Origin of the sequence: Amycolatopsis rhabdoformis, assembly GCF_035918295.1 — a bacterium.
Lineage (GTDB): Bacteria > Actinomycetota > Actinomycetes > Mycobacteriales > Pseudonocardiaceae > Amycolatopsis > Amycolatopsis rhabdoformis.
The window spans coordinates 6418112-6441799 of sequence record NZ_CP142149.1; the positions used below are offsets into that span (position 1 = coordinate 6418112).

General features: G+C 70.4%; 19 protein-coding genes. 8 read left to right on the forward strand and 11 right to left on the reverse strand.

The genetic code is table 11. The features are described from left to right. Positions 1-79: 79 nt before the first annotated feature. Both VSH64_RS29445 and VSH64_RS29450 read right to left on the reverse strand, forming a co-directional pair. Positions 80-3427 (reverse strand): glycosyltransferase family 2 protein, encoded by a 3348-nt coding sequence (locus VSH64_RS29445; protein ID WP_326565986.1) that lies wholly within the window; start codon positions 3425-3427, stop codon positions 80-82. 799 nt (positions 3428-4226) lie between these two features. Continuing rightward, entirely contained in the window at positions 4227-4544 is a 318-nt protein-coding gene (locus tag VSH64_RS29450; RefSeq protein ID WP_326838053.1) for a WhiB family transcriptional regulator, read from the reverse strand. Positions 4545-4804: 260 nt separating this feature from the next. Here VSH64_RS29450 and VSH64_RS29455 point away from each other — a divergent pair, with 260 nt between their 5' ends. Further along, on the forward strand, positions 4805-5563 hold the full coding sequence (locus tag VSH64_RS29455; RefSeq protein WP_326838054.1) for a site-2 protease family protein: 759 nt from the start codon (positions 4805-4807) through the stop codon (positions 5561-5563). Positions 5564-5570: 7 nt separating this feature from the next. On the opposite strand, the gene VSH64_RS29460 is transcribed toward VSH64_RS29455, so the two are convergent. The 3 genes from VSH64_RS29460 to mshB are packed head-to-tail and all read right to left on the reverse strand — an operon-like array spanning position 5571 to position 7597. After that, positions 5571-6368 (reverse strand): hypothetical protein, encoded by a 798-nt coding sequence (locus VSH64_RS29460; protein ID WP_326565987.1) that lies wholly within the window; start codon positions 6366-6368, stop codon positions 5571-5573. Further along, positions 6361-6726, reverse strand: coding sequence for a hypothetical protein (locus VSH64_RS29465; RefSeq protein WP_326838055.1), 366 nt, complete (start codon positions 6724-6726; stop codon positions 6361-6363). The genes VSH64_RS29460 and VSH64_RS29465 overlap by 8 nt, the downstream gene beginning before the upstream one ends. 34 nt (positions 6727-6760) lie before the next feature. Further along, positions 6761-7597 (reverse strand): N-acetyl-1-D-myo-inositol-2-amino-2-deoxy-alpha-D-glucopyranoside deacetylase, encoded by an 837-nt coding sequence (gene mshB / locus VSH64_RS29470; RefSeq protein ID WP_326565988.1) that lies wholly within the window; start codon positions 7595-7597, stop codon positions 6761-6763. 543 nt (positions 7598-8140) lie between these two features. Between mshB and VSH64_RS29475 the strand changes: the two genes are divergently transcribed. The 5 genes from VSH64_RS29475 (at position 8141) to VSH64_RS29495 (ending at position 14136) form a co-directional block, all read left to right on the forward strand. Further along, the gene (locus VSH64_RS29475) at positions 8141-9892 is read left to right on the forward strand and encodes an ABC transporter family substrate-binding protein (protein WP_326565989.1); all 1752 of its coding nucleotides are present in this window, start codon (positions 8141-8143) and stop codon (positions 9890-9892) included. Between the two features lie 198 nt (positions 9893-10090). Continuing rightward, positions 10091-11071 (forward strand): ABC transporter permease, encoded by a 981-nt coding sequence (locus VSH64_RS29480; protein WP_326565990.1) that lies wholly within the window; start codon positions 10091-10093, stop codon positions 11069-11071. Further along, complete coding sequence (locus VSH64_RS29485) at positions 11064-12017, forward strand: ABC transporter permease (RefSeq protein ID WP_326565991.1); 954 nt, start codon at positions 11064-11066, stop codon at positions 12015-12017. The genes VSH64_RS29480 and VSH64_RS29485 overlap by 8 nt, the downstream gene beginning before the upstream one ends. Continuing rightward, a complete protein-coding gene (locus VSH64_RS29490) occupies positions 12014-13105 on the forward strand; it encodes an ABC transporter ATP-binding protein (RefSeq protein WP_326565992.1) in 1092 nt (363 codons plus the stop codon). The genes VSH64_RS29485 and VSH64_RS29490 overlap by 4 nt, the downstream gene beginning before the upstream one ends. Next, on the forward strand, positions 13105-14136 hold the full coding sequence (locus VSH64_RS29495) for an ABC transporter ATP-binding protein (protein ID WP_326565993.1): 1032 nt from the start codon (positions 13105-13107) through the stop codon (positions 14134-14136). The genes VSH64_RS29490 and VSH64_RS29495 overlap by 1 nt, the downstream gene beginning before the upstream one ends. Positions 14137-14592: 456 nt before the next feature. On the opposite strand, the gene VSH64_RS29500 is transcribed toward VSH64_RS29495, so the two are convergent. Then, positions 14593-16323 carry an ABC transporter family substrate-binding protein gene (locus tag VSH64_RS29500; protein WP_326565995.1) on the reverse strand — a complete coding sequence of 577 codons (1731 nt, stop codon included), beginning with the start codon at positions 16321-16323 and terminating at the stop codon, positions 14593-14595. A 292-nt stretch (positions 16324-16615) separates the two neighbouring features. Next, entirely contained in the window at positions 16616-18544 is a 1929-nt protein-coding gene (typA, locus tag VSH64_RS29505) for a translational GTPase TypA (RefSeq protein WP_326565996.1), read from the reverse strand. Positions 18545-18760: 216 nt separating this feature from the next. Between typA and VSH64_RS29510 the strand changes: the two genes are divergently transcribed. After that, positions 18761-18943 carry a hypothetical protein gene (locus VSH64_RS29510; RefSeq protein ID WP_326838056.1) on the forward strand — a complete coding sequence of 61 codons (183 nt, stop codon included), beginning with the start codon at positions 18761-18763 and terminating at the stop codon, positions 18941-18943. Positions 18944-19565: 622 nt separating this feature from the next. On the opposite strand, the gene VSH64_RS29515 is transcribed toward VSH64_RS29510, so the two are convergent. Beyond that, on the reverse strand, positions 19566-19865 hold the full coding sequence (locus tag VSH64_RS29515) for a YciI family protein (RefSeq protein WP_326565997.1): 300 nt from the start codon (positions 19863-19865) through the stop codon (positions 19566-19568). Positions 19866-20071: 206 nt separating this feature from the next. Between VSH64_RS29515 and trpS the strand changes: the two genes are divergently transcribed. After that, entirely contained in the window at positions 20072-21037 is a 966-nt protein-coding gene (gene trpS, locus VSH64_RS29520; RefSeq protein WP_326565998.1) for a tryptophan--tRNA ligase, read from the forward strand. A gap of 111 nt (positions 21038-21148) precedes the next feature. Here trpS and VSH64_RS29525 read toward each other — a convergent pair whose 3' ends face one another. Genes VSH64_RS29525 through VSH64_RS29535 form a run of 3 tightly spaced genes read right to left on the reverse strand, consistent with a single transcriptional unit; the run spans position 21149 to position 23603 of the window. Continuing rightward, on the reverse strand, positions 21149-21541 hold the full coding sequence (locus VSH64_RS29525) for a (deoxy)nucleoside triphosphate pyrophosphohydrolase (RefSeq protein WP_326565999.1): 393 nt from the start codon (positions 21539-21541) through the stop codon (positions 21149-21151). A gap of 23 nt (positions 21542-21564) precedes the next feature. After that, positions 21565-22896, reverse strand: coding sequence for a sensor histidine kinase (locus VSH64_RS29530; RefSeq protein WP_326566000.1), 1332 nt, complete (start codon positions 22894-22896; stop codon positions 21565-21567). Then, on the reverse strand, positions 22893-23603 hold the full coding sequence (locus VSH64_RS29535) for a response regulator transcription factor (protein WP_326566001.1): 711 nt from the start codon (positions 23601-23603) through the stop codon (positions 22893-22895). Before VSH64_RS29535 ends, VSH64_RS29530 begins: the two co-directional genes overlap by 4 nt. Positions 23604-23688: the final 85 nt, after the last annotated feature.

Consider the following 23688-nt stretch of genomic DNA (forward strand, 5'->3'; position numbering starts at 1 on the left):
GGGTGGTCGGGTTCCGGAGTCGGGTGATCGGGTTCCGGAGTCGGGGTGTTTCGGCAGTCGGGTGATCGGGTGGTCGGGCTCAGCGGCGTGGTGCGCGCCGGCGGGAGGGCACGGCGGTGAGGGCCGTGAAGAGGACCGCGGCGAGCTGGGCGAGCAGCAGCAGGCTTCGTTCGGTGCCCGGGAACGCGAGCGAGACCTCCGACGACTGGGCCGGGATCGACACCGCCACCTGGTGACCCCACGCGGGCACGATCGGCACGGCCTTGCCGTTCACACTGGCCTGCCAGCCGGCTTCCTCCTCGGCGGCGAGCACCAGCAGCCGGCCGGTGGGGCCGTCGGAGGCGCGCACGCGGACATCGGGCAGCTGCGCGTCGACGGGTGAGACGCCGGGGGACGCACCGGGCGCGCCGCCGCCCGTCACGGCGGCCTTGGCGAGTTCCGGGGAGATCAGCGTGACCTCGCCGGCCTTGGGCAGGAGCCGGACCACGGGGCGGCCGTCGGACATCGGGGCGGCGGGCGAGATCAGGTCACGCGCGAGCGAGACCAGGGCCTGCGGGTCGCTGCCGGCCGGCAGGATCACGTACTCGACGCCGGAGACCGCGGCCGCCGCGACGGCCGATTTCACGGCGTTCGCGTCGCCTGTGAGCAGGTCGCGGCGCCAGCCGGCGAGGCGCTCGGGTGTGCCGGGAGTGGGCGCGAGCTGGTCGTCGCCGAAGAGCGCGAGGCGGCCGCCGGTCTGGCGGGTGAGCGGCCCGAGATCGAGCACGGCGCGGCCGCTGCCGGCGAGGTCGGCGGCGACTTCCGGGGCGAGGGCCGGGCGCGGCTGGGCCGTGAGCGGGCCGTCGTGCCCCGCGCCGACCGCGCCGACGCCCAGCGCGATCAGCACCACCACGCCGGCGGCCCCGGCGACCTTCGGCAGCCACGGGGCCGGCACGCTCGCCGCACCGCCGCGCTGCCACGTCGCGAGCACCGCCCACAGCAGTCCGGCGCCGACGACCAGCAGCGGCACGCCCGTGAACCCGGCCGCGGTGGGCCCGCCCTGCAGCGGCGCGACCGGCACCTGCCGCACGAGCACCACGGCGGCGACCCCGAGCACGGCGAGTGCGAGGCCGCCGGCCACCTGCTTCGTCGGCCGCACCACGAGCGCGACCAGCGTGGCCGCCAGCACCGCGACGCCGATCGGCCACGCGCCCGGGCCACCCGGCGTGAGCCCGGCCAGATCGGCGCCGGACGCGGGCGCGGCGGGACCGCTCAGGCCGTGCAGGAGGAGTTCGGGGTGCTTGAGCAGCACCGTCGGCCACGGCAGCAGCAGCACGAGCGGCAGGATCACCACGATCCCGACCGACGCGGCGCGCCGCGCGAGGCCGGTCGGCGCCGGCAGGACCACGAAACCGAGCAGCAGCCCCACGAGCGCGAGGACGTGCGCGAGCGGCGAGAACGCACCGAGCACCGCGACGCCGAACGCCGAGAGCGCCGACACGTGCAGCCAGCGCGTGCCCGGCCGCGTGAGCAGTCGCGCGATGCCCGCGACCACGAGCGGCAGCACGAGGTGGACCACCACGACGTCGAGGCGCCCCTGCGCGACCGACGCGGTGGCGGCGGGCAGCAAGGCGTACGTCGCCGCCACGACCGCGCGCACCCAGCGCCGCACGGGCAGCTTGCGCGTGGCCACGTACGCGCTGAGGGCAGCGAGCGGGATGTCGCCGATGAGCAGGATCGCCACGAGCGCGGCCGGTCCGCCGATCGGCGCGAAGATCGCGCCGATCGTGCCGAGCACGGGCAGCGTCGCGGGAGCCGGCGCGCCTGTGCCGCCGCCGACCGCGTGCCACGGCGCGAGGTAGGTGGACCAGACGTCGCCAAGACTGCCGACCGGCAGCAGCCCACCGCCGGAGAGGTCCAGACCCAGGCGGCCGCGGTTCACGACCAGCGCGAGGGCCGTGAGCAGCACGACGAGCACCACGGGCGGGGCGAAGATCGTCGCCGCCAGCACCCGGCGGCGGTTCACCTCCACGAACACGAGCCCCGGTTCGCGCACGGCCGGCGCCGGCCGTGGCACGGGTGAGGGCTTCGCGCCGTCGGCTGCTTCAGAAGCGACTTCTTCTTGCTGCGGCGCGGCTTCCGGTGCCGGTGCTTCGGGCGCCTCCGGCACGGTGACGGCCACGACCGTTCCCGGCCGGCGCAGCCCGGAGCCGCGGGAACTCAAGCCCCGCAACGCTCCCGCGGGCAACGCCGCGGGCCCGACGGGCCGGCGGTCCGCGGTGCCGAGGGCTTCCGGCGCGATCCAGGCGGGCTCCTCGGTGACGCCCTCGGGCACCGTGCCGAGCGCGACGTCACTCTCCACACCCCGCCGCACGAGCCCGACGACCCCGGCGCGCACGGCGTTGCGCAGCCGCGTGACCCGGCCCACGAACAGTCCGCGCACGGTGCCGGGGCGCGGCGATTCCCGCCGGTTCGCCCGTGCCGCACGGAGTTTTCCGTGGCCGCGCGTGAGGTAGCCGAGCGCCGAGAGTTCCGCGCCGGCCTCGGTCGGGCGTCTGAGCACGAAGAACACGAGCGCGCGCAGCAGCAGGAGCACGGGCAGCCGCACGAGCCCGAACCAGAACGAGAACGGCGAGCAGTTCACGAGGAACACGCGCAGCCCGTGCGACCGGTTCACGGCGGCGAGCGAGCGGCCCGCGGCGTCGGGTGTCCGGTGGCCGGTCGAGAGCGCCCGCGCGTGGCGCACGCGCGCGGCCGGCACCGAGAGCACGAGCGCGCCGGCGGCGTTGGCGCGCCAGCCGAAGTCGAGATCCTCGCGCAGCAACGAGAAGTCCTCGTCGAAGCCGCCGAGGGTGTCCCAGAGTTCGCGCTGCACCAACGTTCCCGCGCTCGGCACCGCGAGCACCTCACCCGGCTCGTCGCCGCGCGCGGCCATCTGCTGGCGGTGTCCGGAGGCGTCCGTGGACAGCCCGGCCTCCACGATCAGGCGCGGCTCGGCCCAGTCCAGCCCGAGCGGGCCGAGCACCTTCGCCGACGGCTCGGTGTCGGCGGCCTTCAGGAGCTGCTCGAGGCAGTCGGGCTCCGGCGCGCAGTCGTCGTGCAGCAGCCACAGCCACGCGCCCGGGTCGCCCCACCGCTCCACCGCGTGCGCCACCGCCGCCGCGATCGCCGCAGCGAAGCCAATTTCACTCGAAAGAGTGATGACGCCGGACAGCACCGGTTGTGAATCGGGCCCGGCCGCGACCCCGCCGGGCTCGGCCGCCTCGGCGAGGAGCTTGGCCGTGAGGTCGGTGGACCCGGTGTCGACCGCCAGCACGTGCCTCGGTCGTACTGTGCTGCGCCGCAAGGAAGAAAGGGCGAGCGGCAGCCACTCTTCGCCGTCGTGACAGACCACAATGGCCAGAACGGGCAGCGTCCTCACAGCGGACGCGGCGACGGTGCGGGTCAACAACCACTCCTGGTCAGGCTGCGGGCGGGTGCGGCCACCCTACGGCTTCACCCGCGCTCGCGGCGCCGGGCCCACACGGGCCGGGCCGCCGCTCCTGCCTTCGTGCGGCCACGCGCCGCACCTCACACTGACGTCTCCGCCACATCGACGGAAACCGCGCCCACGGGCTGGGATTCTCCCCACCGACCACATGGGACACGACGGCACAACGACCGTCACCCGCTCAGGGACATCGGCCACGACGGACCGCCGCGACCACCGACAACTTCGAGGGAACACCACACACGCGCCTGGGAGCGCCTCGCTCTACCAGCCCCGGATACCCACCCCACCCCGCCCCGAAACCCGCCCACAACCAAAGTTTCGAGATGCCCAACGAGCCGAATTCCGGGCTTACACACCAGAAAACACCACGCCGCCAAGGCGGCCCGCACTCCCCACGAACCCACCCCACCCGTCACCACAGTGGGCTCCGAGGACTCAGTCCGCTGAAAAACCTCGACCCCGCCAACGCAACCACCGCGGGATCCAGTGGCTCAGCCCACCGAATCCTCGCCCCGCCACAGCGACCACAGCGGGACCCAGGGCTGAGCCCACTCACGGCCACAACCAGCCAAAATGACCAGCGTGGAATCCACGGGCTCGCCAACTCGAGAACCTCAACCCCGCCAAGGTGACCACAACTGGGGGTCCGGGGGCGTGCCCCCGGGCGGGGTCTGGGGGTTGCACCCCCAGAAAACACCAGCGCAGCGAGATGGTCCGCGCACTCCGCGGACACACCCCACCCATCGCGGAGCGGTTACACGGCTCGCTTTTTGAGCTTCCGCCGCTCGCGTTCCGACAGGCCGCCCCAGATGCCGAAGCGTTCGTCGTGTGCCAGCGCGTACTCGAGGCACTCGTCCTTGACTTCGCAGCCCAGGCAGATCCGCTTGGCTTCGCGGGTCGAGCCGCCCTTTTCGGGGAAGAACGCCTCTGGGTCGGTCTGCGCGCACAGGGCGCGCTCCTGCCAGTCTTGTTCCTCCTCGGTGGCATCGAAGAGGTCGGTCAGATCCCCCAGCTCCTGCTCAGGGTTCTCGCCCCAACCCACGACGTGCCCCCACTCCCTCTTTTCAGGCATCGAGTCTGTCCTCGAGCCTTCTGCTTCCAACCGCACGTCCGCCTCCTCGCTCCTACGCACTCCCCAGGCTGGCGGTGGTGAAACGACATCCGCTGTCCCCTCTCGACAACGAATGACATCACTGTGATTACACCCGTGTAGTGCGGTCAGGTCAAGCGGAGTAGCGAGTTCGGGGGATACCTCTCGCGCCGTGCGCAAGGGGACACGCCGAAGACTTCACACCGGGCATACGGAAGACTGGTGGAGTGCAGAGATCAGCAGTGCGGCCCAGCCCGGTCTTCATCGGCATCCTCGCGGTCGCCGTCCTCGGCGGAATCCTGGCCGCTTACGGTGATTCCGCGAGTCTCACGGGTGACCGGGACCCGCTCTACGTCACCGGTGTCGTACTCCTCGTGGCCGGCGGTTGGATCGCTTCACTGACCCTGCACGAGTTCGGCCACGCCTTCGTCGCCTACCGCGGCGGCGACGCGAGCGTCGCCCAGAAGGGCTACCTCACGCTGGACGTGCGGCGCTACACGGACCCGGTGCTGTCGATCGTGCTGCCGCTGATCTTCCTCCTCATCGGCGGCATCCCGCTGCCGGGCGGTGCGGTGTGGATCAACCGCGGGGCGCTGCGCAACCGCGCGACTTCGTCGTGGGTGTCGCTCGCCGGGCCGCTGTCGAACCTCGGGGTGGGCGCCGCGCTGTGTCTCGTCGCGGCGCTGGTGCCGATGTCGGCGGGGCTGTACTACGGCCTGTCCTACCTCGCGCTGCTGCAGGTGATGACGTTCCTGATCAACATCCTGCCCATTCCCGGCCTCGACGGCTGGGGCGCGATCGAGCCGTACCTCTCGCCGGCGGCGCGGGCGTTCGGCGCGCGGGTGCGGCCGTGGGCGCCGCTGGTGCTGTTCGCTTTGTTCTTCGCGTTCCGCCCGCTGTCCGACGCGTTGTGGTACGTCGCCGGCCTGATCTTCGACGCGTTCGGCGGCAGCAGCCTCGCCTCGCTCATCGGCCAGGAGGCCTTCCTCTTCTGGCGGTGACGCGGACTCAGGACAGCGAAGCCCAGTGCGAGTTGGCCATCAGCCACTCGTGCGCGCGCTTCCACGCCCGCTTGAGTCCCCAGCGCTCACCGAGGTAGTCGCCGGCCGCGCCGACGACCGGCACCATCCCGAGGGCCCGGTGGTAGAAGCGGCCGCGCGGCCGCTTCTCGAGTTCCTCGGTGATGCCCCACAGCGACCGGCCGAGCCGCCACAGCGTCCCGGCGACGGCCTTCACCGTCACTTTGCCGTGGGCTCGTTCGGATTCCGTCAATTCTTCGGTGAGACGAGCGGCCGCACTGTCCTCTGCGGACTCGTCGGCCGGCTTGCCCGCGGCGAGCGCCGGGGTGATGTCGCGGTCGAAGAGCACCGAAGCGATCAGCCGCACGCGGCTGCCGACGTCGGTCACGCCGTACTCCCCCGCGATCGCGCACAGCAGCAGTCCCTGTGACGCGGCGCCGAGCGTGTCCTGCACCGGAAGCCGATCGGCGAGCGCGCCGCCGAGGCCGGGGATCGAGGTGAGCACCGACGTGAGCCGGCCGACGCGGTTGACCCACCAGCCCGCGCGCTGGTCGATGTCCATCGCGGCCCACGCGGCGGTGCCGGGCACCTTCACCGACGTGAGCGCGCCGAGCACCTTCTCCTTGAAGCCGTCGTCGCCGAACTCGTCGGCCCCGCCCGCTTTCCGGGCCCGCCCGCGCAGGCCGAACGGGTCCGCTTCGCGCAGCGCGTCGATCATCGGCGCGCAGGCGCGCACGAACGGGCGCAGCACCGCCACGACCTGACCATCCGAAATGGGGTCAGCCACGGACCCGGCCCTTCGCCGAGGCCGCGCGGCCGAGGCCGCCGCCGAGCACGAGCGCGGCGGGCAGCGCGCTCGCGCCGAGCAACAGAATGGCCCGCCAGTCCTGAACGAGCACGAGATCGCCGCCCGGCCCCAGGAACCCGACGCCGAACACCACGACCACCCACACCACGAGCGGCGGCCAGGACAACCCCGGCCGCACGAGCTTCGCGGCCGTGAGCACCAGCCACGGCGTGGTGACGGCGCCGACGAGCACCGTCAGCGGCAGTGGCACCTCGCCGAGCGTGCCCACGCGCAGCGGCAGGAAGAAGACTTCGAGCAACGCCAGCACCAGCGCGTCGAGGCAGAGCAGCCCGAGCATCAGGCGCTGACCGGAACTCAGCGGGGCCGGCACGTCACAGCCCGCCGAACAGGTCGGTGTCCGCGCCGGCCGCCGGGCCGTGGGCGAGCACGAAGTACTCGGCGGGCGGGATCGGCTGGGCGATGTCGTTGGTGAGGGCGAAGTGCACGACTTCCCCGTCGAAGGTGTCGGCCACGGTCAGCTGCGTCTCGTGGGCACGCAGGGCCGCGATCTTGGCCGGGAGGTGCGCCGAGGTGTCGAGCACGGTGGTGACCTTCTCCTCCGGGGTGCCGGGCAACTCGTCGTCCTGGGGTACCCGGAAGGGTGAGCCGCTACTCGCGCGCAGCCGCGCGAGCCCGGCGTCGACCGCGGTCCGGGAGTGCACGACGTGGAACACGCGCTCGACCGAGGCGGCGCGCGGCGCCGCGGCCATGGTGATGTCGTGGGCGCGGATGTGGTCGGGGTGGCCGTAGCCGCCGAAGGAGTCGTAGGTGACCACGACCTGGGGGGCCAGCTCGTCGAGCAGTTCGGCCAGCTGGGCGGCCTGCTCGTCGAGGCCGCCGGCGGCGAACGCGCGCGGGTGCTCGGCGGCCGGGGTGCCCGCCATGCCCGAATCGCGCCAGCGGCCCATGCCGCCGAGGTAGGCGTGCCGGGTCACGCCGAGAGCGGCGCACGCGGCCGCGAGCTCACCCGAGCGGTAGCCGCCGAGCTGGTCCGCGGCGTCCGACGCCAGCAGCGCGAGCCGGGGCGGCACGATCTCGCCTTCCTCGCCGAGAGTGCACGTGACGACCGAAACTTCGGCGCCCTCGGCGGCGTAGCGGGCGATCGCCCCGCCGGTGGTGATGGTCTCGTCGTCGGGGTGGGCGTGGACGAGCAGGAGCTTTCGGATCACGGCACCAGGTTAATGAAGTCCGGTCGCGGCGCCGGGCACCCGGCGTTCCGAGTCCCGGAACGTTCCGCGGCGGGGGTTCCGGCCACCTCCGGGGACGGCCCCGGAATGGGGGCGACATGCCGTCCGGCCCGCACTCCGGTAAACGGTCGCGGACGTTCACGAGATCAGGTTAATTCCTTGTCACTTCCGGTTTGTCACGGCTGTGTGACTAGTCCATTCGCGGGGTCCACAAAGATGATGACGTCGGTTATTGTCCCCCGAGCCGAATGACCCACGTCCCGTGGAAGTCCCCGACCGGGGGGAGCGATGATCGAAGTTTAGCTACCGTGAGTAGTCGATCAACCGCAGAACCCGAGGTGGGCCTAGGCAAGACGAGATTGCTGTTCCATCACGATCTCACTGAGAGTGTCCGGATCGATAGTTTTGACGCCTGTCCACTGCCTAGGTTGCACGACTACGGTGAGCTAACTCGAATACATCGAGGCTTGCGGTCAGGAAGAGGTCGCCTCGCAAACCCGCGACGGCGTCGAGCAAGGAGAATGAATGTTAGTGACGACTAGGTCGCGCGCCGTGAAGCTCGGTGCGTTCGTCGCGGGCGCGGCCCTTCTGCTCTCCGCTTGCGGGGGCGGCGGCGGTGGTGGCAACAGCGCGGTGCAGACCGGGCAGGCCTTCGCCGACTGCGACCAGAACCCGAACACGTGCAACACGGTTGCCGGCGACCAGCTGCAGCAGGGCGGCGACGTCACGTACGCCATCGAGAAGAACATCCCCAACTGGAACGTGACCTCGGCCGAGGGCAACGTCTTCGAGACGGGCATGGTCACCAAGGGCATCCTGCCCTACACCTTCTACGCGACGCCGGACCTCAAGCCGGTCCTGAACAAGGACTTCGTGGAGTCGGCGGACGTCACCAGCACCAACCCGCAGGTGGTCGTCTACAAGATCAACCCGAAGGCGTCCTGGGACGACGGCACCCCGGTGTCGGCCGACGACTTCATCTACAACTGGAAGGTCCAGAACGGCAAGGACTGCCCGGACTGCCAGGCCGCCACGACCTCGGGCTACGACCAGGTCTCCTCGGTCGTCGGTTCGGACAACGGCAAGACGGTGACCGCGACCTTCTCCAAGCCGTTCACCGACTGGCGTCAGCTGTGGAGCTCCTCGGGCGCGATGTACCCGGCGCACCTGGCCGCTCAGCACGGTGACACCGCCACCCCGGCCGGCCTCGCCTCGTCGTACAAGTGGTTCGGCGACACCGTGCCGACCTGGACCGCGGGTCCGTTCAAGATCTCGAAGTTCGTGAACAACCAGTCGGTGACCGAGGTCCCGAACGACAAGTACTGGGGCGCCAAGCCGCACCTGTCGAGCGTGATCTTCCGCGTCATCACCGACGCCACGCAGGAGCCGACGGCCCTGCAGAACAACGAGGTCCAGGTCATCTACCCGCAGCCGCAGGTCGACCTCGTGAACCAGGTCAAGAACATGCCGAACATCTCCTCCTACATCGGCCTCGGCCTGACCTGGGAGCACTTCGACTTCAACCTGAAGTCGCCGGGTCTCGACAACAAGGCCCTGCGTCAGGCGATGTTCACGGCGATCAACCGCAAGGACATGATCGCGAAGACGGTCGGCCAGTTCACCAACAAGGTCGAGCCGCTGAACAACCACAACTTCATGCCGCAGCAGTCGGGCTTCAAGGACGTCGTCACGTCGACCGGCCAGGGCACTGGTGACATCGACAAGGCGAAGAAGCTGCTCACCGACGCCGGCTACAAGCTCAACGGCACGCAGCTGCAGGACCCCTCGGGCAAGAACGTCGGCCCGTACCGGATCCGCTACACCGTCGGCAACCAGATCCGCCAGGACGAGTGCGAGCTCTTCGCGGCGGCTGCCAAGCAGCTGGGCATCACGGTGAACGTGTCGCCGACCGACGACCTCGGTGACACCACCACCAAGGGCGACTACGACATCATCGTGTTCGCGTGGGTCTCCTCGCCGTTCCCGTTCGCGGGCGCCGTCCAGAACTGGGTCACCGGTCAGGGCAGCAACTACGGCAAGTACTCCAACCCGCAGGTCGACAGCCTGATCGCCCAGGCCAACACCGAGACCGACCAGGCCAAGGCCACGGACCTGCTGAACCAGGCGGACCAGATCATGTCCGACGACGCGTACGTGCTTCCGCTGTACCAGAAGCCGACCTTCATCGCCTCGTCCGACAAGATCGGGAACATCCGGAACAACTCCACGCTCGACGCCCCGGTCTACAACATGGCGGAGTGGGGCCTCCGCAAGTGATCACCACCCGGTAGATTCGCGCGGGTAGATTCACGCAGGACAACCGGTGAGGGGCCGGCACATCGCCGGCCCCTCACCGCATGTCCGTACCGTCAAGTCCGCTTCATCCCGAACTCCAGATTTGCCTCTCTCGTCGCCCCGGCCCTGCCACCACAAGCGGCGGGTCCGCGGCAGAACCACCAGAGCAGGAAGACCTCCATGCTTGCCTTCTCACTGCGCCGGCTCCTGATTTCGGTGCCGATCCTGATCGTGTCGACCTTCGTCGTCTTCGTGATGGTGTCGCTCTCGGCCAATCCGCTGAGCTACCTGATCCAGAGAAACCCGCCGCCGCCCCCGCAGACGATCGAGCTCGAGCGGATCCGCCTGCACCTCGACCAGCCGATCCTCGAGCGGTACTGGCACTGGATCACCGGCGTCTTCAGCGGTGACTTCGGCCCGTCGGTCCAGTCGAACCTCGACATCGGCCACGAGGTCTTCGTCCGCTTCGGCGTGACACTGCGGCTGATCGTGCTGGCCATGATCGTGGCCCTGATCCTCGCCGTGGTCATCGGCGTGATCAGCGCGGCCCGCCAGTACTCGAAGTTCGACTACACCGCGACCTTCTTCGGCTTCCTGTTCCTGTCGATGCCGTCGTTCTGGTTCGCCATCGTGCTGAAGCAGATCGGCATCGGGATCAACACCTCGGTGGGCGACCAGATCTTCTACACGATCGGCTCCTCGTCGGTGATCACCCCCGACGGGTTCGGAGCGCAGTTCGGTGACATCGCCGGCCACCTGATCCTGCCGACGATCTCGCTGGCGCTCACCAGCTACGCGGCCTGGAGCCGCTTCCAGCGCGCGTCGATGCTCGAGGTCCTCAACAGCGACTACGTGCGGCTGGCCCGTGCGAAGGGCCTGCCCCGCTGGACGGTGACCCGCCGGCACGCGCTACGCAACGCGCTCATCCCGCTCACGACCGTGACCGCACTGGACATCGGTGCGATCCTCGGCGGTGCCGTGGTGACCGAGACCGTGTTCCAATGGCAGGGTGCGGGCACGTTCCTGCTGAACGCGATCCGGCAGAGCGACGTCTACGCCGTGGAGGCGTGGCTGCTCATCGCCGCCACGTTCATCATCCTGCTCAACCTCATCGCCGACCTGCTCTACGGCCTGCTCGACCCGAGGATCCGCTATGCCTGACGAATCGACGACCGAAGAACTGCCGACCGGCGCGGACTCCCGCCTCGACGTCGCGACGAAGCCGGACACCGTTCCCGAGCGCGAGTTCACGGTCAAGGAACGCAGCCAGGCGCAGCTGGTCTTCAAGCGCTTCCTGCAGCACCGGCTGGCGATGATCAGCCTCATCGTGTTCATCCTGATCGTCCTCTTCGCCTACATCGGCCCGCTGGTGTGGAAGTACACGCCCGGGTTCATCAGCGAGGACAACTCCGCGCCCCCGTCAGGCGGGCACCCGTTCGGCACCGATGCCGTCGGCCACGACACGATGGCCCAGGTGATGCGCGGCACCCAGATCTCGCTGCAGATCTCCGTGCTGATCGCGATCTTCGCGACGATCGTGGGCACGATCTGGGGCTCGATCGCCGGGTACTACCGCGGCTGGATCGACACGGTCCTGATGCGCATCGCCGACCTGATCCTCACGCTGCCGCTGCTCGCCGTCGCCGCCGTGCTGGCGCACCAGGTGGGTGGCACGTGGTGGCTGATCGCCGTGGTCATCGCCGGCCTGTATTGGGCTTATGTGTCGCGCGTCGCCCGTGGTGTCGTGCTCTCCCTGCGCGAGAAGGAGTTCGTCGAAGCCTCGAAGGCGCTCGGCGCGAGCGACGCGCGGATCATCTTCCGGCACCTGGTGCCCAATGCGCTCGGCGCGATCATCGTGAACCTGACGATCCTGGTGTCGATCGGCATCCTGCTCGAGACCGCGCTGTCGTTCATCGGGTTCGGCGTCACGCCGCCCGACACCTCGCTCGGCCTGCTGGTCAGCAACGCGCAGACGGCGGTCGACACCCGCCCGTGGCTGTTCTACTTCCCGGGCGTTTTCATCATCCTGATCGCGCTGACGATCAACTTCATCGGGGACGGCCTGCGCGACGCGTTCGACCCCCAGCAGACGAAGGTGCGCGCATGACCGAGTACGACTCCAACGGACGCGGCGGTGATCCCGTCCTCACGGTGGAGAACCTGACCGTCCAGTTCCCGACCGACGACGGCGTGGTCAACGCCGTGCGTGGCGTGAGCTACCACCTGCAGCGCGGCGAAGTGCTCGGCATCGTCGGCGAGTCCGGCTCGGGCAAGTCCGTGACGTCGATGGCCGTGATGGGTCTCCTGCCGCGCACCGCCCGGATCTCCGGCTCCATCCGCTTCGGCGGCAAGGAGCTGCTGAAGGCCAGTGAGAAGGAACTCAACAAGGTCCGCGGCAAGGGCATCGCGATGGTCTTCCAGGACCCGATGACCTCGCTCAACCCCGTGTACACCGTGGGCGACCAGATCGCCGAGGCGATCACCGCGCACCACAACGTGCGCAAGGACGTGGCCAAGAAGCAGGCGATCGACCTGCTCGACCTGGTCCGCATCCCCAACCCGAAGCAGCGCGCGGACGAGTACCCGCACCAGCTCTCGGGCGGTATGCGCCAGCGCGTGGTCATCGCGATCGCGATGGCCAACAACCCGGACGTGATCATCGCCGACGAGCCGACCACGGCGCTCGACGTGACCGTGCAGGCCCAGATCCTCGAAGCGCTGCAGGCGGCGCAGAAGGAGACGGGCGCGGCGATGGTGCTCATCACCCACGACCTCGGCGTGATCGCCGGTCAGGCCGACCGCGTGCACGTGATGTACGCGGGCAAGGTCGTGGAGTCCGGCACTGTCGACGAGATCTTCTACACGCCGCGGATGCCGTACACGCTGGGCCTGCTGGGCAGCCTGCCCCGCCTCGACGTGAAGACCGATCGGCTCACCCCGATCACCGGCTCGCCGCCGGCCACGCAGAACATGCCGCCGGGCTGCCCGTTCAGCCCGCGGTGCCCGATCTCGCAGGACATCTGCGACAAGGAGGAACCGCCGCTGGTGGCGGGCCCCGGGTCGCAGTTCGCCGCCTGCCACTTCACCGAGCAGGTGGTCGGCCGTGACCCGGCCGACCTGTTCAGCGCCACCTCGGCCGACACGGCAGCCGTTCCGGTCACCGTCGACGCCGCGACCGACTCGGAGACGATCTGATGAGCGAGGCCACGGCGACCCGGACGCCCGTCCTCTCCGCGCAGAACCTGGTCAAGCACTTCCCCATCCGTGGCGGCGGCCTCATCCGCCGCACCACGGGTGCGGTGCAGGCCGTGTCGGGTGTGTCGTTCGACATCTACCCGCACGAGACGCTCGCGCTGGTCGGCGAGTCGGGCTGTGGCAAGTCGACCACCGCCCGCATCGCGCTGGCCCTGCAGCCGCTCACCGACGGCACGGTCACCTACGAAGGCCGCGACCTGGCGAAGCTGTCGAAGCGCGAGCTGCAGCGCCTGCGGCGCGACATGCAGATCGTGTTCCAGGACCCGTACGCCTCGGTGGACCCGCGGCTGCCGGTCAACGAGATCATCGCCGAACCGCTGCGCATCCACGGCCTCTACGAAAACGGCGGCCGCCAGCAGGTCCGTGACCTGATGAAGACCGTGGGCCTGCGCCCGGAGCACGGCAACCGCTTCCCGCACGAGTTCTCCGGCGGCCAGCGCCAGCGCATCGGCATCGCCCGTGCGCTCGCGCTCAAGCCGAAGGTGCTGGTGCTCGACGAGCCGGTGTCGGCGCTCGACGTGTCGATCCAGGCCGGGGTGCTCAACCTGCTGAAGGACCTGCAGGCCGAGCTCGGGCTGTCGTACCTGTTCGTGTCGCACGACCTTTCGGTGGTCCGGCACGTGGCCGACCGCATCGCGGTGATGTACCTCGGCAAGATCGTGGAGACCGCGGCCTCCGAGGACCTCTTCACCCAGCCGACGCACCCGTACACGCAGGCGCTGATCTCGGCGATCCCGGTGCCGGACCCGCGCAAGGAACGCACCCGCCAGCGCATCGTGATCACCGGCGACGTGCCCAGCCCCGCGAACCCGCCCTCGGGCTGCCGCTTCCGCACCCGCTGCCCGAAGTTCGCCAACGAGATCGACGACGCGGGCCGCAAGAAGTGCACGACGGAGGAGCCGCTGCTGGTCGACCACGGCCAGGGTCACCCGACGGCGTGCCACTTCGCGGAGAGCCTGCAGCTGATCTGAGTTCTCTTTGCCGCAGAAGGGCTTCTCGAGGGATCTCCTCGGGAAGCCCTTCTTCCGTTCAGAGGACCCGGCAGTACTTGGCTTCGGCGAACGGGGCGCTGCCTTCTCGCCCGGAAACGACGGTGCAGTAGGTCTGATTGCCGGGGTCGTCGGAAGCGAACACGAGATCGCCGTCGCAGCGAATTGCCATATCCGCAGGTCTTGTTCTTGCTGGCGACCAGATGTTGGGTGTCGGCATCGCCCTTGTACCCGGCGATCACCACGAACTTCTCACCGGTGGTGGCACAGTGGACGAAGCTCGGAGTCCGTGGTACGGACCCAGTGCAATCAGGCGGGGACTGAGGTGTGCCTTCTCCGGCGATGCCAGAGGACCTGCGATTGCCGAAAATGGACTTCGAAGGCCGATCACTCTGTCGAGTTACCGGCCCTGCTTCACGGCTCTGAGCGTCGGGGCACTCAGCTCGTGCCGCGGGTCCAGTTCACGGCCGAGCCGAACGGGCCCAGCATCGGCGGCCCCGGCGTGAGGCCGGAGATTCCCTTGCCCACGGCCAAGGTCTCGGCTTCCTGGAACAGCGGGATCACCACGTTGTCCGACCAGAGCTCGGGTTCGAGGGTCTTCAGGGCGTCGGCCAGGGTGGTGGATCCGGTGAGGGCCGAGTCGATCGAGGCTTGGAGGCCTTCGGTGCACAGGCCGGCGGAGTTGGCGGGCACCACGGGTTTCGTCTTGTCCGCCGTGGCCTGCTCGGGAGCGCAGCCGAAGGTGGACGCGAGCACGGTGGCCGGGTCGCCGCCCACGGGTTGCGGGACCACGGCGATGTCTACGCCGACGTTGCCGTTCGCGTCGGGGCCGCCCTGTTGCTGGCCGTTGAGCACGGGCATGGCGAGCAGCGACGCGAACAGGTCACGCGGCTCGGGCTTGATGGTGTTCACCTGCACGCCGCCGGCGATGAGCTCGTCGGAGAGCTCCTTCGCGATCGACGCGTAGGGCTCTTCTTCCCCGGGCGACGCGATGACCAGCGTCAGCGTCTTGGTGCCCTTGCGCCACACGCCGGCTTCCTTCGTGTAGCCGGCGGCTTTGAAGTAGCCCTCGGCCTTCGCGAGGTCGGGTGCGGCGGGCGGGCCGGCCGGGATCGTGGGCGCGTAGCCGGCGCCGGTGGGCGGGATGACCTGCGCGTCGGCCTTCAGCGCGGCCGCGGGGCCACCCATGGCGCCCGCCGTGATGAGCTTGCCGCGGTCGAGCAGGGCCGCCACGCCCTGGCGCACCTGGCGGTCGGACAGCACCGCGCTCACGGGCCGCAGCAGCACCGTGGCGACGGTGGGCCGCGGCAGCGTGGTGAGCTTCACCGCGGAGCCGAGGTCGTTGAGCAGCTGCAGGCTGTTGGCGTCGGTGCGGGTGAGGGAGAACTGGTCGTTGCCGCTGCGCAGCGCGGTCGCGATCCCGGAGGGGTCGGAGCGGCGCAGGATCAGTGTGTCGACGGCCGCGGGCTTGTCCCAGTAGCGGTCGTTGCGCTGCAGCGTGACCTCGCCGCGGGCGGTGTCGATGGTCTTGATCGCGAACGGCCCCCCGACAGCCGGGAAGCTCGTGGCCAGCGCGGCCTGCCAGCCGCCCGGCAGGTCCTTCAGGAGGTGCTGCGGGAGCAGGTTGTCGAACAGCGTCTGCCAGGCCGGGTACGGCTTGCTGAAGGTGACCTCCACGCCCTTGCCGCCGTCGCGCGACTCGATGTCGCTGATCAGCCGGTAGCCGGCGGGCTCGATCACGCCGGGCTGCGACTTCATGGCGTCGGCGAGGTAGGTGAAGTCCTCGGTGGCGATCGGCGCGCCGTCGGACCACGAGGCCTCGGGCCGGATCTCGTACTTCACCGTGAACGGCATCTGCGACACGACCTCGGCCGAGGTCATGAGCGTCTTGTCGAGCGTGCGCTTGCCGTCGTCGGACTGGCGGAACACCGAGGGCAGCAGCAGCTGCGAGAGCGCCGACGTGACCGTGGACGAGTCGGCGAGCGTGTGCGGGTTGTAGCCGCCCACCACGTCGTCGATGCCCACCACGATCTGCGACGCCGCGGGCTGCGACGGCGTGCTCGACGCCGGCGACGACGTGACCACCGGCGGCGGTGGCGTGTTCGAGCACGCGGCGAGGAGCGCCCCCGCGAGCGCCAGCACCGGCGCCGCCTTGCGTCCTACCCGCACGCACACCCTCCCGTGTTTCCCGTGGCCCGAGCCGACATGCTGCCATGTCGGAGCCCGCTCGGCACCGAGATTCCCACATCCGGTGCGACCGACCGACACCGGCGTGGATACCGCCAACTGGAGGACGCGCGAAAGCCCCGGCTGGTTCCCGCTCGTGAATAGTCCAACCCGCCCCAATGTGGCATTGGGTGCGCTCAACGCACCGAACGCCACATTGGGGGCGTTCGGGACCGGACACGGCGAAGGGCGCCCCACCCCGTCAGAGGGGAGAAGCGCCCTTCGAGAAGAACCGTCAGCTATTATCGCGGCTCTTGGCGCGCGAGCGCTCCTTCGCGCGGGTGTTGATGTCCAGCGTCACCTTGCGGACGCGGACGACCTCCGGGGCGACCTCGACGCACTCGTCGACCGAGCAGAACTCCAGGGCCTCTTCCAGGCCCATCTTGCGCGGGCGGGCCAGCGTCTCCATCACGTCGGCGGAGGACTGACGCATGTTGGTCAGCTTCTTCTCCTTGGTGATGTTGATGTCGAGGTCCTCGAAGCGCGGGTTCTCGCCCACGACCATGCCCTCGTACACCTCGGCGCCCGGCTCCACGAAGAAGGTGCCGCGGTCGGCCAGCTGGATCATCGCGTACGCGGTGACCGGGCCGGTGCGGTCGGCGACCAAGGAGCCGCTGTGGCGGGTGCGGATCTCGCCGGCCCACGGGAAGTAGCCCTCGAACACGTGGTTCGCGATGCCGGTGCCGCGGGTCTCGGTGAGGAAGTCGGTGCGGAAGCTGATGAGGCCGCGCGACGGGAGCACGTACTCGAGCTTGATCCGGCCGGAGCCGTTGCCGCTCATGTCTTCCATGCGGCCCTTGCGCGCCGCGAGCAGCTGCGTGATCGCACCGAGGTGTTCCTCGGGCGAGTCGATGTACAGGCGCTCGAACGGCTCGTGCAGCTTGCCGTCGATGGTGCGCAGCACCACCTGCGGCTTGCCGACGGTGAGCTCGAAGCCCTCACGCCGCATCTGCTCCACGAGGATCGCCAGCGCCAGCTCGCCGCGACCCTGGACCTCCCAGGTGTCGGGGCGCTCGGTCGGCAGCACGCGGATCGAGACGTTACCGATCAGCTCCTGGTCGAGGCGGGCCTTCACCAGGCGCGCCGTGACCTTGTCGCCGCCGTTGCGCCCCGCCAGCGGCGAGGTGTTCACGCCGATGGTCATGGAGATCGCGGGCTCGTCGACGGTGATCCGGGGCAGCGCCACCGGGTTGTCGGAGTCGGCCAGCGTGTCGCCGATGGTGATGTCCGGGATGCCGGCGATGGCCACCAGCTCACCGGCGCTCGCCTCGAGGGCGGGCACGCGGGTCAGCGCCTCGGTCACGAGCAGCTCGGAGATGCGCACGTTCTGCGTGGTGCCGTCTTCGCGCATCCAGGCCACGGTCTGGCCCTTGCGCAGCTTGCCGGCGTGGATGCGGATCAGCGCGATGCGGCCGAGGAAGTTGGACGCGTCGAGGTTGGTGACCAGGGCCTGCAGCGGCGCGTCGAGGTCGGCCGCGGGCGGCGGCACGTGGCGCAGCAGCGTGTCGAACAGCGGGTCGAGGTTCTCGCTGTCGGGGATCTCGCCGTCGGCCGGCTGCTCCAGGCTCGCCTTGCCGGCGCGCGCCGAGGCGTAGACCACGGGCAGGTCGAGGATCGCGTCGTGGTCGGCGTTCTCGATGTCGCTGGCCAGCTCGAGCAGCAGGTCGTGGGTCTCCTCGACGACCTCGGCGATCCGGGCGTCCGGGCGGTCGGTCTTGTTGACCAGCAGGATCACCGGCAGGCCGGCCTCGAGGGTCTTGCGCAGCACGAAGCGGGTCTGCGGCAGCGGGCCCTCGCTCGCGTCGACGAGCAGCACCACGCCGTCGACCATGGCCAGGCCGCGCTCGACCTCACCGCCGAAGTCGGCGTGGCCGGGGGTGTCGATCACGTTGATCGTGACCTGGCCCTCGGGCGTCTGGCGGTGGATGGAGGTGTTCTTCGCGAGAATGGTGATGCCCTTTTCCCGCTCGAGCTCACCGGAGTCCATCACGCGGTCGACGAGCTCGGCGCGTTCGGCGAAGGCGCCGGACTGCCGGAGCATGGCGTCGACCAGGGTGGTCTTCCCGTGGTCGACGTGTGCGACGATGGCGACGTTGCGCAGGTCGGGCCGCGTCTTGCCGGACGCACGGCCGGATTCGACTGCGGTGGCGCTGGCTGCGGGCACGCGAAGACTCCTGAACTTCAAAGGCGGGTGGGTGGCCGCGTCGCGGGCGGATCGATGGCCTCCACCAGAACGGCTTCGCCACCTCAACCGGCATCGTGACCGGCTTTGGCCACACGCGGACTTCATAAGGATACCTGTTGCCGAAGTGTGAGGACCGCCACGCCCCATGATCGGTTAGGCTCACCTAACCTGAACACTCAGGAAGTGCCGCCGACGATGTGGGAGCCCAGCGTGGGCAAAAAGGACAAGAAGCAGCCGGACACCCCCGCCGGGGTCGTCCGCAAGCTGATGAAGGCCGGCAAGGTGAAGAAGAAGTGCTGCCGGTCGTCCTCCCGGTGCAAGAAGTGCCCGGTACTCGCTTTGAAGAAGGCGAAAACCGACCTCGCGAAAGCGGCTTGAGCGCATTCGGTCCGGCAGTTCCGGGTGTCGTCACGATCTTGCCGGAGACCTGCGTGCGGAGCTGCAGATCCAGCGCACGGCGCGGATCCGCCGGTGCGCGAACCGGTTCGTCGACAGTCTGAGGTTCACGCGGGCGCCGGCTACGTAATCGTGGAATCGGCACGGACCGCTGCCGCAGTGGCGCACAGAACGGCGTGATCGAAAACCATTGCCCGCCGGTTGATCCCTGACGCTGGTGACCGTCCGCGGGCGGATGAAAATGGAGCCCGGCCGGCGGTCACGCATTTCACCGAAGATCACGCCGAGCGGTTCATCCGCGTCATCCGGACGAGGACCGGATTGCGCACCGGCCGCTCGATGAGAGCAGACCCGATCACCAGGGATGGCGCCACGCCCGGCCCTCGAAGCCACGAGACTGTGGGACGTGATCGTTCTCACGTTCGGGGCCGGCGCCCGCGAGGACCTGCTGGTCACAGGCGGTTCAGAGCCGGCCGCGGACGACCGGCGAAAGGGGCCCGAACCCACTGCTGGACACGTGCTGTTCCACCGCCGGCGGCAACAGTTCCGCGGAGTTTCACCGGCCGTTTCCGGCCCGCCCGCCCCGGTCCGACGGCGGTGGCGCTCAGTGCGCCACGGCCTCGTTGACCAGCCTCAGCTCGGGCGCCGTCTTCGTCGGCGAGAACTCGATCACCTGGTACTGCGCGAGGTGCTGGATCGCGAACGGGTCGGTGGCCAGGATCGCGTCGAGCTTTCCGCGCACCATCGGCCGCGTGATGATCACACCGCCCGTGCGCGGGTTCTGCCGGCCCGACGCGAGGAAGTGCCCGTGGTCGTACTGCGTGGCGAGCCACTCGGCGTGGTCGGGCAGCGCCAGGTCGATCTCCTCGATGGGCGCGGTGTAGGTGAGCAAGACGACAAACATGTCTCGACCGTAAACCCGGTTCCGCCCCGCGGCACCCGCAAGTGTTCTAAAGTGTCCGACATGTTCGCGCACAGCTCCCAGTGGTGGCCGCCCTCCGGCGGCCCCGTAGCTCTGCGCTGAAACCAGCGAAGGCCGCCCCGGTGGGCGGCCTTCTCGCATTTCGCAGGCGGGCTGACTCCCGGGGCACACCCAGGAGAGGAACCGCAGTGGTCCAGATATCCGGCATCACCCCGTCGGGCCACGTCCAGCTCGGCAACCACCTCGGCGCCCTGCGGCGCTGGGCGGCCGAGGGGCGCCCCGACGACCTGTACTTCGTGTCCGACCTGCACGCCATGACCACGGCCCACAACCCCGCGAAGCTGCGGGCGCTGGCCACCGAGCAGCTCGCCGTGCTCGTGGCCACCGGCATCGCGCCGGAGCGGGTGTTCGTGCAGTCGGACATCGCGAAGGAGCTCGGCGCGCTCACCTGGATCCTCGAGTCCACCTGCACCTACGGCGAGGCCGCGCGGATGATCCAGTTCAAGGAGAAGTCCAAGGGCCAGGCCGGCGTGCGGCTGAGCCTGCTCACCTACCCCGTGCTGATGGCGGCCGACATCCTGCTGCAGGGCGCGTCGAAGGTGCCGGTCGGTGAGGACCAGCGTCAGCACGTGGAGCTCACGCGCGTGCTCGCGCGCCGCTTCAACACCACCTACGGCGAGGTCTTCACCGTGCCGGAGGCCACGCTGCCGCCCGCCGGCGCGCGGGTGCGGGACCTGGCCGAGCCGACACGCAAGATGTCCAAGTCGGCCCACGACTCGGCCGGCGTGGTGTTCGTGCTCGACGACGCCGACCAGGTGCGCCGCAAGATCCGCAAGGCGCGCACCGACGGCGGGTCCGTGCCCGCGTACGCCCCCGAGACGCGACCCGGCATCGCCAACCTGCTCGACATCCTCTCCGCCTGCACCGGCGGCGACCCGGCGGAGCTGGCCGAGGAGTACCCGTCCTACGGCGTGCTGAAGGACGCGGTCGCCGACGCCGTGATCGAGGAACTGCGCCCGGTCCGCGAGCGCACGATGGAGCTGCTGGCCGACACGGCGGAGCTGGAACGCGTGCGCAAGGCCGGCGCGGTGCGGGCGGCCGAGCGTGGTGAGCACCGGCTGTCGTCGGCGCTGCGGCTGATCGGTGCCGGATGAAAGCGGCCGGCTGAAAGCGGCCGGCTGAAAGCGCCGCCGGCACAGCAGCGCCGGCCGACGAGCGGCGGGTGCGGGTTTTCCTTGCGGGGCCAGGAAAACCCGTGCCCGGCGTCAGTCGAGCAGCAGGGCCCGCAGGTCCGGGATCAGGCCGCGGTCCGCCGGCAGCCAGTCCACGTCGTCGAGCTCGTCGGGCCCCACCCAGCGCAGGGCGGTGTGCTCGACCGCGCGCGGTTCGTCGCCCGGGGAGATCAGCGCCGCGGAGTACACGCGCAGCACCTTCCCGCCCGGCAGCGGCACCTCGGTGCCCACGCGCCCGCCCACCGTCACCGCGACGTCGAGCTCCTCCTGGCATTCGCGGGCCAGCGCGTACGAGTCGGTCTCGCCCTCTTCGACGCGCCCGCCCGGCAGCTCCCACTGTCCCGCGTGGTGCGGCGGCCACGCCCGCTGCTGGGTGAGCAACTTCCCGTCGCGCACCAGCGCCGCTCCGACGATGACCCCGTCCATGCACCCAGTCTCCCGCACGGCGTTCACCCCGGCGCCCCGGCCCGATCCGCGCGCCAGGTGACCTCGAAGCGCGCCCCGCCGTCCGGCGACTCCCCCACCCGCACACGGCCGCCTCGGCGGCGCACGGCTTCGGCGACCATCGCCAGGCCCAGGCCCGTTCCGCCCGACGCGCGCGCCCGGTCGTCGGCCACGCGGTAGAAGCGGTCGAACACCTTGGCGCGGTGCTCCGGCGCGATGCCGGGCCCGTCGTCGTCCACCACCACGCGCACGTCGGAGCGCGAGGCGAGCACGGACACCACGATCTGGCCGGTGGCGTAGCGGCACGCGTTGCGCAGGAGGTTGTCGAGCACCAGCTCCACCTCCGAGTGCGTGGCGAGCCCCCACGCCTGCGCGACGGCTGCGCTCACCCGGGTGTCGGGCGCGCCGGCCGGCAGCCGGTGCACGGCCGCGCGCACCTCCGTGACCAGGTCCACCGGTTCGGCCGGCGGCACCTCGCCGGCGTCGGAACGGGCGAGTGACAGCAGGCCGTCGAGCAGGGCGGACAGGCGTTCGGCCTCGGTGAGGATGTCGGTGAGCGTCTCCTGCGCCAGCTCCGGGTCCGGGTTCGTCACGGCGACCTCGGCCTGCACGCGGATCGACGCGACGGGCGAGCGCAGCTCGTGGGCCGCGTCGCCGGTGAAGCGGCGAAGGCGGCTGCTCACCTCTTCCTGGCGGGCGAGCAGCGCGTTGAACTCCTCGGCCAGCGCACGCAGCTCGTCGTGCGAAGACGGCAGCGGCAGCCGTGAGCGGGGCGGCAGCGAGCGCACCAGACCCCGCATCCGCGCCACCGGCCGCAGCGCCAGCCGCACCACCAGCCACGTCGCCAGGCCGGCCACCACCGCACCGACCAGCGCGACGACCACCAGCCACAGGCCGCCGGCGTGCACCGCCGCGGCGAAGCCGACGAGCTCGGCGCCGGCGACCACGAGCCGCTGGCTGCCGTCGGGCGCGCTCACGACCTGCCCCCGCCAGCGGTCGCCGTCGGTCTGCACGGCCACGCCCGCCTTGAGCTGCGCGATCGCGTCGGCGCCGAGCGGCGGTCGCGGCTGGCCGTCGACCGGCGCGCCCGAGATGTCGAGCACCCGCACGGAAACCGGGTCGGCTGCGCGCAGCGGTCCCCCGGCCGCGACGGACGCCGACGCGGGCCCGAGCGCCGCCGTGAGCTCGTGGTCCACGGACTCGACGAGCAGCGGTTCGAGCTGGTTGGCGGCCACCGTGGCCAGGCCGAGCAGGCAGGCGAGCGTGATCGTGGTGGCCAGCACCGTGATCCGGACCTGCAGCGACCGGCCCCGCCACCAGGACGGCGAGCCGATCACATGACCTCGTCCAGCTGCGCGTCGGACGCGAGGTAACCGTGGCCGCGCACGGTGCGCAGCAGCGCGCCGGCGCCGACCGCGTCGAGCTTGCGCCGCACGTAACCCACGTAGACCTCCACGAGGTTGCGCGTCACGGCCTGCTCCTCGCCCCACACCGCGCGCAGCAGCTCGTCCTTCGTGACCACCGTGCCCGCGCGGCCCACGAGCACCTCCAGCAGCCCGAACTCGCGCGGCGACAACGGCACCTCGGTGCCGTCCCAGCGCACCTGCCGCAGCGCGCGGTCCACCTCGAGCGCGCCGAGGCGCAGCGTGCCCCGGGACGCATCGGGCCCGGCGCGGCGCAGCACCGCGCGCACCTGCGCGACCAGCACGACGAAGGAAAACGGCTTCACGAGGTAACCGTCGGCGCCCAGGTCGAGGCCGTCGGCCTGGTCGATCTCGCCGTCCTTGGCGGACACGAGCAGTACCGGCGTGGTCACGTTCTCGGCCCGCAGCTGTTGCAGCACGCGGTAACCCGAGAGCCCGGGCAGCATGATGTCGAGCAGCACCACGTCGAACGCACCGGTGCGCGCGAGCCGCAATCCGGACGGCCCGTCGGCCGCCGTGACCACGTCCATGTCCTCCGCGCGCAGGCCGCGTTGCAGCGCCTTGAGCACGCCCGGCTCGTCGTCGACCACCAGCACCCGAGGTTTCACGATTCTCATCATGGCCGGTTTACGCAGGTGGCGCGCGAGCTCTCAGCGCGATCTCAGCGTCGGAGGCCCAGCATTCAGGGGTATCTCAGCGTCGAGG